The 14,398-nt window shown below is 70.8% G+C and carries 17 protein-coding genes; 11 read left to right on the forward strand and 6 right to left on the reverse strand.

Annotated features, from left to right (window positions below):
• Positions 1-48: 48 nt before the first annotated feature.
• From K6T50_RS12775 to K6T50_RS12795, 5 genes are all read left to right on the forward strand, one after another.
• Positions 49-1,965 (forward strand): histidine kinase N-terminal 7TM domain-containing protein, encoded by a 1,917-nt coding sequence (locus K6T50_RS12775; protein ID WP_222606964.1) that lies wholly within the window; start codon positions 49-51, stop codon positions 1,963-1,965.
• Between the two features lie 88 nt (positions 1,966-2,053).
• The gene (gene gap / locus K6T50_RS12780; protein ID WP_222606965.1) at positions 2,054-3,112 is read left to right on the forward strand and encodes a type I glyceraldehyde-3-phosphate dehydrogenase; all 1,059 of its coding nucleotides are present in this window, start codon (positions 2,054-2,056) and stop codon (positions 3,110-3,112) included.
• A 158-nt stretch (positions 3,113-3,270) separates the two neighbouring features.
• Complete coding sequence (gcvT, locus tag K6T50_RS12785; RefSeq protein ID WP_222606966.1) at positions 3,271-4,395, forward strand: glycine cleavage system aminomethyltransferase GcvT; 1,125 nt, start codon at positions 3,271-3,273, stop codon at positions 4,393-4,395.
• Positions 4,396-4,589: 194 nt separating this feature from the next.
• A complete protein-coding gene (gcvH, locus tag K6T50_RS12790) occupies positions 4,590-4,964 on the forward strand; it encodes a glycine cleavage system protein GcvH (RefSeq protein WP_222606967.1) in 375 nt (124 codons plus the stop codon).
• A gap of 136 nt (positions 4,965-5,100) precedes the next feature.
• Entirely contained in the window at positions 5,101-6,129 is a 1,029-nt protein-coding gene (locus tag K6T50_RS12795) for a hypothetical protein (protein WP_222606968.1), read from the forward strand.
• Between the two features lie 9 nt (positions 6,130-6,138).
• Here K6T50_RS12795 and K6T50_RS12800 read toward each other — a convergent pair whose 3' ends face one another.
• Positions 6,139-6,336, reverse strand: a complete 198-nt coding sequence (locus tag K6T50_RS12800; protein ID WP_222606969.1) for a hypothetical protein — start codon at positions 6,334-6,336, stop codon at positions 6,139-6,141.
• Positions 6,337-6,533: 197 nt separating this feature from the next.
• Here K6T50_RS12800 and gcvPA point away from each other — a divergent pair, with 197 nt between their 5' ends.
• On the forward strand, positions 6,534-7,874 hold the full coding sequence (gene gcvPA, locus K6T50_RS12805; protein ID WP_222606970.1) for an aminomethyl-transferring glycine dehydrogenase subunit GcvPA: 1,341 nt from the start codon (positions 6,534-6,536) through the stop codon (positions 7,872-7,874).
• A complete protein-coding gene (gcvPB, locus tag K6T50_RS12810; RefSeq protein ID WP_222606971.1) occupies positions 7,871-9,433 on the forward strand; it encodes an aminomethyl-transferring glycine dehydrogenase subunit GcvPB in 1,563 nt (520 codons plus the stop codon). Before gcvPA ends, gcvPB begins: the two co-directional genes overlap by 4 nt.
• A gap of 192 nt (positions 9,434-9,625) precedes the next feature.
• Here gcvPB and K6T50_RS12815 read toward each other — a convergent pair whose 3' ends face one another.
• The 4 genes from K6T50_RS12815 to K6T50_RS12830 all read right to left on the reverse strand — a co-directional run bounded on the left by K6T50_RS12815 (position 9,626) and on the right by K6T50_RS12830 (position 11,294).
• Positions 9,626-9,820 (reverse strand): cold-shock protein, encoded by a 195-nt coding sequence (locus K6T50_RS12815; protein ID WP_073306691.1) that lies wholly within the window; start codon positions 9,818-9,820, stop codon positions 9,626-9,628.
• Positions 9,821-9,919: 99 nt separating this feature from the next.
• Positions 9,920-10,360, reverse strand: a complete 441-nt coding sequence (locus K6T50_RS12820; RefSeq protein ID WP_222606972.1) for a universal stress protein — start codon at positions 10,358-10,360, stop codon at positions 9,920-9,922.
• An 80-nt stretch (positions 10,361-10,440) separates the two neighbouring features.
• Complete coding sequence (gene crcB, locus K6T50_RS12825) at positions 10,441-10,905, reverse strand: fluoride efflux transporter CrcB (protein ID WP_222606973.1); 465 nt, start codon at positions 10,903-10,905, stop codon at positions 10,441-10,443.
• The gene (locus K6T50_RS12830; protein ID WP_222606974.1) at positions 10,902-11,294 is read right to left on the reverse strand and encodes a fluoride efflux transporter FluC; all 393 of its coding nucleotides are present in this window, start codon (positions 11,292-11,294) and stop codon (positions 10,902-10,904) included. Before K6T50_RS12830 ends, crcB begins: the two co-directional genes overlap by 4 nt.
• Positions 11,295-11,655: 361 nt before the next feature.
• Here K6T50_RS12830 and K6T50_RS12835 point away from each other — a divergent pair, with 361 nt between their 5' ends.
• The 3 genes from K6T50_RS12835 to K6T50_RS12845 all read left to right on the forward strand — a co-directional run bounded on the left by K6T50_RS12835 (position 11,656) and on the right by K6T50_RS12845 (position 13,661).
• Positions 11,656-11,871 (forward strand): hypothetical protein, encoded by a 216-nt coding sequence (locus K6T50_RS12835; RefSeq protein WP_222606975.1) that lies wholly within the window; start codon positions 11,656-11,658, stop codon positions 11,869-11,871.
• Positions 11,871-12,908, forward strand: a complete 1,038-nt coding sequence (gene aceA / locus K6T50_RS12840) for an isocitrate lyase (RefSeq protein WP_222606976.1) — start codon at positions 11,871-11,873, stop codon at positions 12,906-12,908. The genes K6T50_RS12835 and aceA overlap by 1 nt, the downstream gene beginning before the upstream one ends.
• A gap of 111 nt (positions 12,909-13,019) precedes the next feature.
• Complete coding sequence (locus K6T50_RS12845; RefSeq protein WP_222606977.1) at positions 13,020-13,661, forward strand: DUF2391 family protein; 642 nt, start codon at positions 13,020-13,022, stop codon at positions 13,659-13,661.
• A 64-nt stretch (positions 13,662-13,725) separates the two neighbouring features.
• Here the strand turns inward: K6T50_RS12845 and K6T50_RS12850 are convergent, their stop codons facing one another.
• Entirely contained in the window at positions 13,726-13,896 is a 171-nt protein-coding gene (locus K6T50_RS12850) for a DUF7838 family putative zinc beta-ribbon protein (protein WP_222606978.1), read from the reverse strand.
• A 106-nt stretch (positions 13,897-14,002) separates the two neighbouring features.
• Between K6T50_RS12850 and K6T50_RS12855 the strand changes: the two genes are divergently transcribed.
• The gene (locus tag K6T50_RS12855; RefSeq protein ID WP_222606979.1) at positions 14,003-14,389 is read left to right on the forward strand and encodes an acyl-CoA thioesterase; all 387 of its coding nucleotides are present in this window, start codon (positions 14,003-14,005) and stop codon (positions 14,387-14,389) included.
• Positions 14,390-14,398: the final 9 nt, after the last annotated feature.

The raw sequence follows: 14,398 nt of genomic DNA on the forward strand, positions 1-14,398 counted from the left end.
ATTTCGGGGGCGAACCGATTAACTCGGGACGGGATCGACTCCGACCGAATGAGTGTGGGGTTGGGGCTGTTCGCGGGGGCGGTACTCGCCGGTGTCGGCTCCGCGGCGCTGGTTCGGATGCTGCTCCGGTACCGGTCGCGGCCGGGAGCGACGTGGTTGGCCGTCGTGTTCGCGGGCCAGGCGGTGTTCTGTGCGGCGACGGCGGTCGGAATGGTGGTCCCCGACCGCGGCGTTCGGATGGCGATCGAGGCCGTGGCGTGGGTGGGGATCGCCGGGCTGGCGGTCCCGTTTCTCACGTTCGCGCTCGCCTACAGCGGCCGCGGCGCGCTGGTCAGGAGGCGAGCCTACCGGCTGTTGTGGCTGTTCCCGGCGACGATCGTCTCGCTGGCGGTCGCGACGCCCGCGACCGGGGCGCTGTGGCGCGGGTTCCGGACGGTCCCGACCGGCGCGTTCGTCACCGTCCGCTACGACCTCACGCCGGTCGGGGAGGCGGTGTGGCTCGCCGGCATCGGGATCATCGCGGCTGGCACGGTGGTGCTGCTCGACACCGCCCGTCGCTACGAGCTGTACCGCACGGAGATCACCGCGATCGTCGCCAGCACCGTCCCGCCGGTCGTCCCGGCGCTGCTGTGGGCGTTCGGTGTCGGCGATCTGCCGTACCTGAACCTCCTCGCGGTCGCGTTCGCCGCGCACGTCGCCGTCGACGCCTACGCGATCCGCGTCACGGACATGTTCGAGGTCGACCCGACCGCGCGGCGCCTCACCGAGGCGGCGACGCTCGATCACCTGGACTCGCCGGTCGTGCTCGTCGACGACGCCGGGCGGATCGTCCGGGTCAACCCGGCGGCGGCGTCCGCGTTCGACGTCGACCCGTCGGCGACGCTGAAGCGCGGGGTCGACGACGTGGTCGGCACCGATATCGATCCCCATCGCGACGACCAGACCGTCTCGGTTCACGCGGGCGACGGCCGGCGGACGTTCGCGGTGTCGCCGACGGCGGTTCGCGACGGAACCGGCGGCGTGGTCGGCTACAGCGTCGTCTTCCAGGACATCACCGCCCAACGGACCAGACAGCAACGGCTGGCGGTGTTGAACCGCGTGCTGCGTCACAACATCCGAAACGACCTCAACGTCGTGCTCGGCAACGTGCAGTTGGCGCGGGAGGCCGCGGCCGGCGACGACAGGGACAGTAACGACGGCAGCGACGACAGCGACGGCACCCACGGCACCGGCGGCACCGAGGGCATCGACGGCGACAGGTCCGGCCGCGCCGACCTCGCGGCCGCCGAGCGACGCGCGGCGGATCTCCTATCGGTCGCCGAGGACGCGCGGGTGGTCGACGAACTCGTCGGAGGAACCGACGATCCGGTCCCCGTGTCCGTCGCCGACGCGCTCGCCGACGCGGTCGCCGAGGCGGACGCCGAGCGATCGGTGACGGTGTCGGTCGAGTCGAACTGTCCGGCGGCGGCGGTCGACCCCGAGGCGCTTCGGACGGTCGTCGCCCGGACGGTGTCGGCGCTCGTCGACCGACTCGACGGGCGGATCGCGGTCGCGGCGGGCGCGGCCGGTCCCGACGCCGTCGCCGTCGCGTTCCGCGGCGACGGGAGCGTCCCCGCCCACGAGATCGACGCCCTCACGAACGGGAGGGAGACACCCCTCGAACACGCCGACGACCTCGATCTCTGGGTCGCCCGCTGGGGGGCCGACGCGATCGGCGCCTCGCTGTCGTTCGCCCCCGACGGCGGCTCCCGGACCGTCGCCGACGGCGGTCCCGCGGCCGCGACCGGCGGCGCCGATGGCGCGCGGGGTGACGGCGGTAGCGGCGGTAGCGGTGGTAGCGGCGATGTCGCCGATGGCGGCGGTGACGGCGGGTACGTCGACGCGGACGGTACCCCCGACGCGGTGCTGTCGCTCCCCCGAGCTTCCGGCGGGGACGGCGACGCGGGCGTCGGAGCCGGCGACTGAACCGGCGTCGCCGGCGACGGTCGACACGTCGGACCGCGGATCCGACGCACCCGCAAGCGATAAGGCCCCGGACAGCAGTAATTCGGATATGAGTAAATCATACCTCGACGCTGGCGCCGATGTCGACGAGCCGATCAGGGTGGGGCTGAACGGGTTCGGACGGATCGGCCGCAACGTCTTCCGCGCCGTCCTGGAGGACCCGCGGATCGAGCTGGCGGGCATCAACGACGTGATGGACGGCGAGGAGATGCGCTATCTCGCCGCCTACGACTCGGTGATGGGTCGCCTCGACGGCGTGAGCTACGACGCCGACGCCCGCGAGCTGTCCATCGGCGACACCGCCGTTCCGATCCTCGACGAGCAGGACCCCGCGGACCTCCCATGGGACGAACTGGACGTCGACGTTGCGCTGGAGTGTACCGGCGTCTTCCGGACGAAGGGCGACGCCGAGCGACACGTCGAGGCGGGCGCCGACGTGGCCGTCATCTCCGCGCCGCCGAAGGGCGACGAGCCGGTCAAACAGCTCGTGTACGGCGTCAACCACGAGGACGAGTACGAGGGCGAGTCGGTCGTCTCGAACGCCTCCTGTACGACCAACTCCGTGACGCCGGTCGCGAAGGTGCTCGACGAGGAGTTCGGCATCGCCTCGGGGACGCTGACGACCGTCCACGCGTACACGGGCAGCCAGAACCTCGTCGACGGTCCGAAGGCGAAGACCCGCCGCGGGCGCGCCGCCGCCGAGAACATCGTGCCCACGTCGACGGGCGCCGCGCAGGCGGCCACCGAGATCCTGCCGCAGTTGCAGGGCAAGCTCGACGGCATGGCGATGCGCGTGCCCGTCCCGAACGGCTCGATCACGGAGCTCGTCGTCGACCTGAAGGACGCGCCGTCGGCCGACGAGATCAACGCGGCGTTCCGCGAAGCCGCTGACTCGGGCCCGCTCGCGGGTGTGCTCGGCTACACCGACGACGAGGTCGTCAGCCGCGACATCCTCGGGCTGCCGTTCTCCTCGTACGTCGACCTGCGCTCGACGAACGTCGTCGGCGAGGACGACGAGGGCGTCGCGAAGATCCTGACGTGGTACGACAACGAGTACGGCTTCTCGAACCGCATGCTCGACGTGGCGGCGTACGTCGACGCCTACTGAGCCGACGGGGCGGCGGTCTCACGCGCCGCCGACCGCGGGATGAACGCCGTCGGCTCCGGACAGCGTTCTCGATCGCTACCCGGACCGGCCGTCGTGTTCGGCGTCGACAGTCACGGTGAATACCAAAGGATTACTCGGGAGCGACCGACGGGTCGGGTATGACGCTCCGGAACCCGCCGTTGCGCGAGGTCCATGCCGAGCGCGACGCGAAGTTCACCGAGTTCGGCGGGTGGGACATGCCCGTGGAGTTCGACTCGATCCGCGCCGAACACGCGGCGGTGCGCGAGGCAGCCGGCGTCTTCGACGTCTCGCACATGGGCGAGATCGAGGTCGCCGGCCCCGACGCGACGGCCCTCCTGAACCGCCTCACGACCAACGACGTAACCGCCCTCTCGCCGGGCGATGCCCAGTACGCCGCGATCACGCGCGAGGACGGCGTCATGCTCGACGACACCGTCGTCTACCGACTCCCCGACGAGGAGCGGACGGACGAGACCCCCGGGACGGTCCCCGCGTACCTGTTCATCCCGAACGCGGGCCACGACGCCGAGATGCACGAGCGGTGGGTCGACCACCGCGACCAGTGGGGCCTCGACTGCGAGGTGCGAAACGTCACCGAGGACTGGGCGATGTTCGCGGTGCAGGGCCCCGAGGCGCCCGACCTCGTCGCGGGCGCGGTCGACGACGGCGGCCCCGACGTGCTCGACCTCCCGAAGTTCTCGGCGACGTTCGCGCCGTTCGCTGGCGTCGAGTGCTGGGTCGCACGCACCGGCTACACCGGCGAGGACGGTTTCGAGGTGCTGTGCCCGTGGGCCGACGCCGAGGCGGTGTGGGCGCTGTTCGCCGACGACGCGACGCCGTGCGGGCTCGGCGCGCGCGACACGCTGCGCATCGAGCAGGGGTTCCTCCTCTCGGGGCAGGACTTCCACCCCGAGGAGGAGCCGCGGACCCCCTACGAGGCCGACATCGGGTTCGCGGTCGATCTGGACGCCGAGTTCGTCGGACGCGACGCGCTCGCGGCACAGGCGGAGGCGGGCGTCGAGGAGACGTTCGTCGGTATCGAACTGCTCGACCGCGGCGTCCCGCGCCACGGCTACGACGTGACAAACGAGGACGGCCACGTCGTCGGGACGGTCACCTCGGGGACGATGAGCCCGAGCCTGGACAAGCCGATCGCGCTCGGCTACCTCCCGGTCGACCTCACCGACCCCGGAACCGAGGTCAACGTGGTCGTCCGCGGGCGCGAGAAGCGCGCGAAGGTCGTCTCGGTCCCGTTCGAGTAGCGCTCCACTCCTTCGAGTACCGAGCCGAGTCGCCGCCGCGACCGGTGAGTGGCCGGCGCGGTCGGCGAGCGGCGGGGTCGCCGGCGGGGTGCCGGAGTCGCCGGGGCGGTGCCGGAGTCGCCCCGTCGTCCCCGGCGAACCCGCGCCGGTTCGGATACACCCAAGTACCCCCGCCCCGGCAACTCCGATAGACGATGAGCTTCGACGTTCCCGAGGACCTGCGCTACCGCGAGTCACACGAGTGGATCGACCCGGAGACGGGCCGCGTCGGCATCTCCGAGTTCGCACAGGACGAGCTCGGCGACGTGGTCTTCGTGGAGCTTCCGGGCGAGGGCGACGCCGTGGAGGCCGGCGGCGAGTTCGGCGTCGTCGAGTCGATCAAGGCCGTCTCGGACCTGTACGCGCCGGTCTCCGGCGAGGTCGTCGCCGTCAACGAGGCGTTGTTCGACGCGCCCGAACTCGTCAACGACGACCCCTTCGGCGACGGCTGGATGCTCGAACTCGACTTCGATGAGGGGGAACTCGACGACCTCCTCTCGGCCGACGAGTACCGCGACCAGATCGCCTGACGACCGCCGACCGTCGACTCCCGCGATCGGTCGTCGGCCCCGCGACCGACCGCCGCTCCGCGAGCTCCCGTCAGTCGCTACAATCGCGCTTTTCGCCTCCGGATACTTCTTGCCCGGCAGTCGTGTATCGGCGGCCATGCCACTCGACCGCCGGTCGTTCCTCGCGACGACGGCGACGCTGGCCGTGACCGCCACCGGCGGCTGCACCGGCTGTGCGCCCTCCCCGACCGCCTCGCTCCGCATGGCCGCAGCCGACGACGCCGGCATCGCCCGCGCGGCCCTCCACACGTTCGGCGCGGGCGACGGTGCCGACGACGACTCCGGGAACCCGGACGCGCTCGCCCGCGAGGTCGTCGAGAGCGGATCGGCGACCGTCGAGGACACCGACGAGCCCCTTCCGATCGACGAACCGGTCGTCGTCGACGACGGCGTCTATCGGTTCGACGCCGAACGGGTCGACTCCCGCGAGATGCGTTCGTTCGGCGTGACGATCAACCCGATCCGGGTCACGGAGGGCGAGGAGACGCCCGGCCCCAGCGAGCGGATCCGGTACGAGGACCTGCCGGCGGTGGACCGGGAGGTGCTGGCGGGCCGCGGCTACGACGACGGCCGCCCCGTCGGGATCGGGACGAGCCTGTCGTACCGCCCCGAGACCGTGCCCGACTCGGTGCTGGTTCCCGAGCCGGAGTACCCCGTGATCGTGTGGCCGGACGGCCCGGCGCGCTTCGAGGTCGACAGCGACAGCACGTACACGGTCTACACGTACGAGCTGACGGCCGAGCGCGTCTCCTCGGCGGCCGCCTTCGGCGCCGACGTGCGCGAGCGGTTCGGCTTCGAACTCGACGGGCTCCCCGCCGAGGAACGCGAGATCGTCGAGACGGCCACCGCTACCGGCACGGCCGACCCCGACGGCGGACCGCATCCCCGCGCGGGGACCGATTACCACGTCGCCCACGACGAGGAGCCGAGCGACGCGTTCCGGTCGCTGGTGGAGCGGTTCCGCGCTCACGACCGCGTCGTCGTTCACGACTGGCAGGAGGAGGCGTACGAGGAGTGGGAGGCCAGCGGCGACTACGTCGTCGCCCACGACGGGACGACCTACTGGACGCGGCTGGTCGTGGACGAGTCGGCCTTCACCGAGACGCCGACGGGCGGCGAGTCCTGACCGTCCGACCTACGCCCACCGGGCCAGCAGGAACCGCTCGCTCGCCTCGCGCCCGTGCTCGTCCACCCAGTCCTCGGCGTCGGGCTTCGAGCACCCGCGCGCCTCCATGACGCCGTGGACGAGGTCGGCGTACGGCCGCGGCGACACCGAGGCGTCGTCGTCCACGTCGAGCGGGTCGGTCCTCGGCGGGTCGACGGGGTCGGCCATGACGACGCTGGGGGTCGCGGCTGCAAACGTCTCACGGCCGCGACTACAACCGGCCGCATCACGTCACCCGCGCCGACAGCCGGCCGCACCGCCCGGGAACGAACGACTCTTGGTGGGTGCGTCGTAGGCACGTGTATGGACAGACGTGGACACGCGACGCCGTTCGCCCCGCACGGACGTGCCGAGGTGGTCCCCCGATGAGCGGACGCAGCGCGGGAGCGAGCGGCTCGCCGTTCGCCCCCCACACCGCCGACGAGACGGCGGCGATGCTCGACGCGCTCGGCGTCGACGAGGAGGCCGACCTGTTCGACATCCCCGACGAGGTCGCCTTCGACGGCGAGTTCGGCATCCCACAGCGCGGCGAGCGGGCGGTCGTCGGCGACCTCCGGGAGACGTTCGCGCGCAACGACGACCTCACCGAGTTCCTCGGTCGCGGGCACTACTCCCACTACGTCCCCGCGGTCGTCGACGACCTCTCCTCGCGCTCGGAGTTCCTCACGAGCTACACGCAGTACCAGCCGGAGATCACCCAGGGGTTCCTCCAGGCGCTGTTCGAGTACCAGTCGATCCTCGTCGAGCTGACGGGGCTGCCGGTCGCCAACTGCTCGATGTACGACGCCGCGACGGCGCTCGCGGAGGCGGCGCTGTTGTCCGACCGGGTTCGCTCGACCTCCGGTTCGACCGTGCTCGTCCCCGGGGACCTGCGCGACGGCAAGCGCGCCACGTTGGACAACTACGTCGACGGCTCGGACCTCTCGGTCGAGACGTACCCCTACGACGACAACACGGCCGACCTCGACGCGCTCGCGGAGCTGGTCGGCGAGGACACCGCGTTCGTCTACGCGGAGACGCCGACCGTAACGGGCGCCATCGAGCCCGACCTGGCGGCCGTCGGCGACCTCGCCGACGAGCACGACGCGCTCTTTTGCGTCGGCTCGGACCCGGTCGCGCTGTCGCTGCTGGAGGAACCGGCATCCGTCGGCGCCGACGTGGTCGTCGGCGAGGCGGGCGTGCTCGGCCTGCCCGCGAGCTACGGGATGGGCCTCGGGCTGTTCGCCTGTCGCGAGGAGTACCTGCGGCAGGTGCCCGGCCGGCTCGTCGGCGAGAGCGAGGACGCCGACGACCGCCGGGCGTTCACGCTGACGCTGCAGACCAGAGAACAGCACATCCGCAAGGAGCGGGCCACCTCGAACATCTGCACGAACCAGGCGTGGGTGGCGCTGCGGGCGGCGATGCACGCGGCGTACCTCGGCCCAGACGGACTTGTCGATCTGGCCGAGGACTGCGTCCGCGACGCCGCCTCGGTTGCGGCCTCGCTCGACGCGCTCGACGGCGTCGAGGCGCCGCTCGACGACCGCCATCACTTCCGTGAGTTCACGGTCGGCGTGGACGACGCGCCCGGCGTCGCTGCTGGGCTCGAAGAACACGGCTTCGCCGTCCACACACTCGACGACGAGACGCTGCAGGTGTGCGTGACCGACCTGAACGTCGACGCGGCCGACGACCTGGTCGCCGCGTTCGCGGAGGTGACAGCATGAACTATGACCAGGCCCGCTACGGCGACGACGACCGCAACGAGCCGCTGTTGTCGGAGAAGGACTCGACCGAGGTCGACCCCGGCGAGGGCTCCGCGCTCCCGGACGAGCTGACGCGCGACTCGCTGGAGCTGCCCGGGCTGTCGGAGCCGGAGCTGGCGCGCCACTACACCCGCCTGTCGCAGATGAACTGGAGCGTCGAGGCGGGGCCGTACCCGCTGGGCTCGTGTACGATGAAGTACAACCCCTCGTTCGCCGACGACGTTGCGGCCGACCCGAACGCGGCAGTCCACCCGGACCGCGACCCCGAGACGGTGCAGGGGAATCTCGAACTCCTCTACGGGCTCCAGGAGTACCTCGCGACCATCGGCGGGATGGACGCGGTGACGCTCCAGCCGCCCGCGGGCGCCGCCGGCGAGTTCACCGGCATCGCCGTCGCGAAGGCGTACCACGAGCGCAACGGCAACGACCGCAGCGAGGTGATCGTCCCGGCCTCGGCCCACGGCACCAACTTCGCCACCGCGGCGATGGCCGGCTACGACGTGGTCGAACTCCCCTCCGGCGAGGACGGCCGCGTCGACGTGGAGGCGCTGGAGGCGGCCGTGAGCGACGACACCGCCGCGCTGATGCTCACCAACCCCAACACGGTGGGGCTGTTCGAGCGCGACATCGTCGAGATAGCCGAGATCGTCCACGACGCGGGCGGGCTGCTCTACTACGACGGCGCGAACCTCAACGCGCTGCTCGGGCGCGCCCGTCCCGGCGACATGGGCTTCGACATCATGCACTACAACGTCCACAAGACGTTCGCCACGCCCCACGGCGGCGGCGGTCCCGGCGCCGGGCCGGTCGGCGTCGTCGATGAACTGGCGGAGTTCCTGCCGCGGCCCAGAGTTCGGAAAGCCGGCGAGGCGGGACGGATCGGCGCCGCCGACGGATCCGATACCGCCACCGCCGCCGACGGCGGCGCGCTGGCGGGTCACGACCACGACCACGGCAACGCGGACGACAACGAAGAGGGGGACTCGTACGAGCTGTTCGACCCCGAGCACTCCATCGGCAAGGTACACGGCTTCTCGGGCAACTGGCTCGTGTTGATCCGGGCGTACGCGTACATCCGCCGGCTCGGCGACGAGGGACTGCTCGACGCCTCCGCGAAGGCGGTACTCAACGCCAACTACCTCGCGGACCTGCTCGACCTGGAGGTGCCGTACGGGCCGTTCCACCACGAGTTCGCCGCCACCGCGGGCGAGCGCGACGCCGCCGACGTGGCGAAGGGGATGCTCGATTACGGCGTCCACCCGCCGACGACGAAGTGGCCCGAGATGGTGCCCGAGGCGATGCTGACGGAACCGACCGAGGTCGAGAACAAGCGCTCGCTGGAGGACCTGGCGAACGCCTTCAACGAGGCGTTCGCCGACACCGACGAGGAGCTGCACGCGGCGCCGACGAAGACGGCGTCGCGTCGCGTCGACCAGACCTCAGCGGCGCGGAACCCGCGGCTCTCTTGGCACGCACTGGACGAGTCGCGCAACGCCTCGGAGAACGCGAACGGGGAGTGACACGACCCGCGGTGAGGGCGAGGACGGGTACCGACCTCGCCGGTCGCTCCCTCGGGTCCCAGGTTCGGACGTGCCGCTCGACGTGATGAGCCGTCCACGACCGCCGGCCGCGACGCTCGCAAGCGAAGCGGTGTGTCGCGTCAAAATCGAAGTAACCGGTCGTCGTCGCCGCCGCGGCGACGCGAAATCGGCTTAGTTGCGGACGACGTTCGTCGCGCGCGGGCCCTTCGGGGCCTGTTCGATGTCGAATTCGATCTCCTCACCCTCCGTCAGATCCGGACCGCCAACGTCCTCCATGTGGAAGAACACGTCGTCGTCCTCGTCCTCGGTAGAAATGAAACCGTAGCCGCCAGTGTCGTTGAAGAAGTCAACCTTTCCGTTTGCCATTGCAAACAAGTGTACAGTCTCTCGCGGGATAACCCTTCCGAGGGTCGTGGTATCACGAGGGTTCGACCCGATCCGATCACGCCGTCCGCGGCCGTCGCCTCAGCGAACGACCGTCACCGGAACCGACGACCGCCGCGTCACCTTCTCGGCGACGCTGCCCATGAGCACGCGGGTGAGCCCCCTGCGCCCGTGGCTCCCCATCACCACCTGATCGATGTCGTCGCCCTCGTCGTCGAGGTACTCGAGGATGGACTGGGCGGGTCCGCCGACCAGCCGGACGGTCTCCACGTCGACGCCGCGGTCGCGGGCGCGCTCGGCGGCCGATTCGAGCAGTTCGTCGCTCGCCTCCTTCGCCGACTCCTCAAGCTCCTTCGAGTAGTACGGGTCCATGCCCTCGCCGTCGCCGGCGGACACCCACCGTGTGGGGTCGACGACGTTGACGAGCACGAGCGTCTCGTCCCCGTGGACCGCCAGCGCGTGGTCCAGCGCCTTCGTGGACTGATCGGACTGATCGAGCGCGACGAGAACGCGTCGTGACATATTCGCGACGACGCGGGGGAGGGACTCGGGCGTTTCGGTCGCGACGGCGTCGATGGCCGTCTTCGGGGGTCGCCCGGCGCTCACACCGCGCCGACGAGGACGGCCGCGAGCCCGACCGCGCCGCCCGCGATGAGGGTGTTGCCGGCGACGAAGGCGACGGCGCGACCGCGGTCGCCGCGGTCCCACAACTGCACCGTCGCCACCGAGAACGACGAGAAGGTGGTGAAGGCGCCGCAGGCGCCCGTCCCGACCAGCAGGAGCGCGTCGCCGCCGACGGGGTGGAAGACGAGCAGTCCGAGCAGGAAGCTCCCGAGGACGTTCACCGTCAGCGTCCCCAGCGGGAACGACTCGCGGTCGACCGCCGAGCCCAGCAGGTACCGGGCGACGGCGCCGACGGCGCCGCCGACGGCGACGAGCGCGGGGTCGGGAACCGCCGAGAGCCCGGCCGTCTGGAGGGCAACCCCGAGCGCGGTCGACTGGAGGACGCCCCCCAGCGCGGTCGTGTCGAAGGCGGCCCCGAGCGCGGCGGCGGTCGCGGAGCTCATACCCGCACCTCCCGGTCGGCGCGCGGGTCGACCCTGGCTGCGAGGTCGCGGCCGACGAGCGCGGCCGCGATCCCCAGTCCGTAGCTGGCGAGGAGGTACGCGACGCCGACGACCGGCTCCGCCCGCGCCGTCTCGACCATGAAGGTACTGTAGGTGGTATACGACGAGAGCACCCCCGTTGCCAGCAGCGTCCGCGTCCGGTCGCCCATCCGGTCGGTGCGAAGCGCCTCGTACAGGAGAACGCCCAGCAGCAGGCTCCCCGAGACGTTCGCCGCGAGCGTTCCCCACAGCCCCGGGAGGGCCCCGCCGACGGCGCGGCGGGCCGACGCGCCCGCAGCGCCGCCGACCGCGACGAGCGCGAGCGTGAGCACCCGAGGGTCCCGCGACATACGCGTCGCCTCTCGCGTGGGTCGTATCGGGTTATCGGTTCGCCGCCCGCAACCTGTGGCAACTAATACCAAATAAGGGCTTCTCAGGGGTAAAAACCCGTTATAGAATATTATCATTATAGTTCGTTACATTTATTGTGTCCTCCCGACTCGACGCAGGTGAGGCGACACAGCATGGGTGTACATCACCGCAAATCCGCAGCAGGACACGCACAGGCCGTTACGACCGACCGCGACCCGCCGACGCCACCCACACCACCCGAACGACCCACACCATGACGTTCAACCCGAACCCGAAGACCGACCTCGACGAGATCGACGACCGCGAACTGAGCCTGTTCTCCACGGAGGGCGACGACCGATGAGCCGTCGCGCCACCCGCCCCGCCGGCGGCACCCGGCCGTCCCGGGAAACCGACGCGCCGCTGGTTCCCGACCTGGGGACGCGAACGGGCCGCACCGACACGACGACCGACACCGCAGACATCGCCGACACCGCAGACAGCCGCAGCGACCGCGCCGAGCGCCGCCGTCGCCGCGACCCGTTCGAGATCGCGCTCATGGAGGACTCAGAATAATGCACCCCTCAGAACTCGACCAGGACGTCTTCACGAAGGACATCGACAACCCCCAGGGCGCGAAGCTGCGCCGGATGCTCGACGAGCAGGACTACGTCTTCGCCCCCGGGATGTACCACGCGCTCGACGCCCGGCTGGCGGAGATGGCCGGCCTCGACGCCGCGTACATGTCGGGCTACTCCACCGTCCTGGGGCAGTTCGGCTTCCCGGACCTGGAGATGGTGACGATGACCGAGATGGTCGAGAACGCCAAACGCATGGTCGAGGCGACGAACCTCCCGGTCATCGCCGACTGCGACACCGGCTACGGCGGCACCCACAACGTCCGCCGCGCCGTCCGCGAGTACGAGAAGGCCGGCGTCGCGGCCGTCCACATCGAGGACCAGACGACGCCCAAGCGCTGCGGCCACATCGCGGGCAAGCAGATCGTCTCCCGCGAGCAGGCGCGCTCGCGCTTCGAGGCGGCCGTCGACGCCAAGCAAAGCGAGGACACGGTCGTCATCGCCCGCACCGACGCCTACGGCTCGGCCAACGGCGACTGGGAGGAGCACCTCGAACGCGGGCGCATCTACGCCGACGCCGGCGTCGACCTCGTCTGGCCCGAGATGCCCGACCCCTCGCGCGAGGACGCCGTCGAGTACGCCGAGACGATCCACGAGACGCACCCCGACCTGGATCTCGCGTTCAACTACTCGTCCTCGTTCGAGTGGGGCGCCGAGGAGGACCCGCTCACGTTCGAGGAACTGGGCGATCTGGGCTACACCTACCAGTTCATCACCCTCTACGCGCTGCACTCGGGCGCCCACGCCGTCTACGAGGACATGCAGAACATCGCCGAGAACGGCGCCGAGGCGCAGTGGGACCTGGAGGAGCGCTACATCGGCCACGAGACCGAGAGCCACCACGCGCTCTCGTTCGTCGACCGCTACCAGGACATCGAGACGCAGTTCGACCCCGAGGCCGAGGAGCGCATCGAGGAGTCCGCCGGCTTCGCTGAGGACCGCTCGGAGCCGATCACCTCGAACGACGACGACTGACCGCGGCGCGCCGTCCGTTCCCCACCCTCACCGTCTTTTTCGGTCCGTTTCGTCCCCGCTGCGGCTCCCACCACCGCCGGAACTACGTGCACCCGCCCTCAGACCCGACCGATGACCGACAGCGACGCACCGGGGCGCCGACACGACGACGGGGGTGTTCCGGACGATGACGGGGATGCCCCGAACGAACCCGATCCTACCGGGGCGACTGAACCGACCGTCGAGGACCTGATCGAGGACCTGGAGACGTTGGAGGGGGTCGTCGACGACACGGACGAGCGCCGGAAAGTGCGCGAGGCGATGCGGACGGCACGGACCCTGTCGCCCCCGAGGTCCTCGGTGTTCGGGAAGGTCGTCCGCGGGTTCGACCGCGGCGACATCGCGGAGGCGTTCCTCGGGAGCGTGCTGTTCGGGGTCCCGATGCTCGTCGAGGGCGGGACGACGGAGGTCGGGGCGTACCTGGCCGCCAACCCGGCGTATCTCGTCGGAACCGCTGTGGTGACGGTCCTGTTGGTCGTCGGTATCATCTACGTCGCGGACTTCCAGGACGTGCGCGTCCACCGGCCGATCCTCGGCGTCGTCCCCCGGCGGCTGGTCGGCGTCCTCGGCGTCGCCGCGCTCACGGCGGTCCTCGGCCTGACCGCGTGGGGGCGGGTCGACTGGGCCGACCCCGCGGTCACGCTCGGGAGCGTCCTCGTCGCCGCGGTTCCGATGGCGGTGGGTGCGGCGCTGGGGGACCTGTTGCCGGGATAGTCGCGGGGCGTGGGACCCGCCGCGTCCGTCGCGACGCGGGTCGGGAGAAAGCCGCGCCGGTCCGTTACGCCTCGATCGGGTCGGCGCGGTCGCCGTTGATCCGCGTGAGGCCGTAGTCGCAGTCGTTGCAGCGCCACTTCGTCTTCTCGCCCAGGTGCAGCGTCATCGCGGCGACGCGCCAGAAGTCCTGCGGTTCGCCGCAGTCGGGGCAGTGGAACTCCATCTCGAGGCTCATATCTCCCGATCTGTGTGCGGACACTTTCAAGACACCGGTCCCAGCCGACGCCGCACCCGTGGTCGCGGAACGATAGCCCGAAATCCCCGGCCGCCGACCACCGCGTATGACCTTCGAGACGACGGTTCCGGTCCGCTACCGCGACCTCGATCCGATGGGCCACGTGAACAACGCCGTCTACGCGACCTACTTCGAGGCGGTGCGCACCGCCTTCTTCCGCGAGGTGGTCGGCATCGAGCTCGCCGACTCGCAGGCGGCGCTGGCGTCGCTCTCGATCGACTTTCGCGCCCCCATCGAGGGGACCGGGACGGTCCGTGCGGTCCTCGACGTGACCGACGTGGGGACGACCAGCCTCACGTTCGGGTACGAACTGCACTACGAGGACCGTCTCGTCGCCGAGGGCCAGACCGTCCAGGTCGCGGTCGGCGAGGACGGCCCCGAGCCGCTTCCGGAGTCGGTTCGCGAGGCCGGCGAGCGGCACCTCGTCGAGTAAGCGGCGCCC

Origin of the sequence: Halobaculum magnesiiphilum (assembly GCF_019823105.1) — an archaeon.
In the GTDB taxonomy this organism is placed as follows: domain Archaea; phylum Halobacteriota; class Halobacteria; order Halobacteriales; family Haloferacaceae; genus Halobaculum; species Halobaculum magnesiiphilum.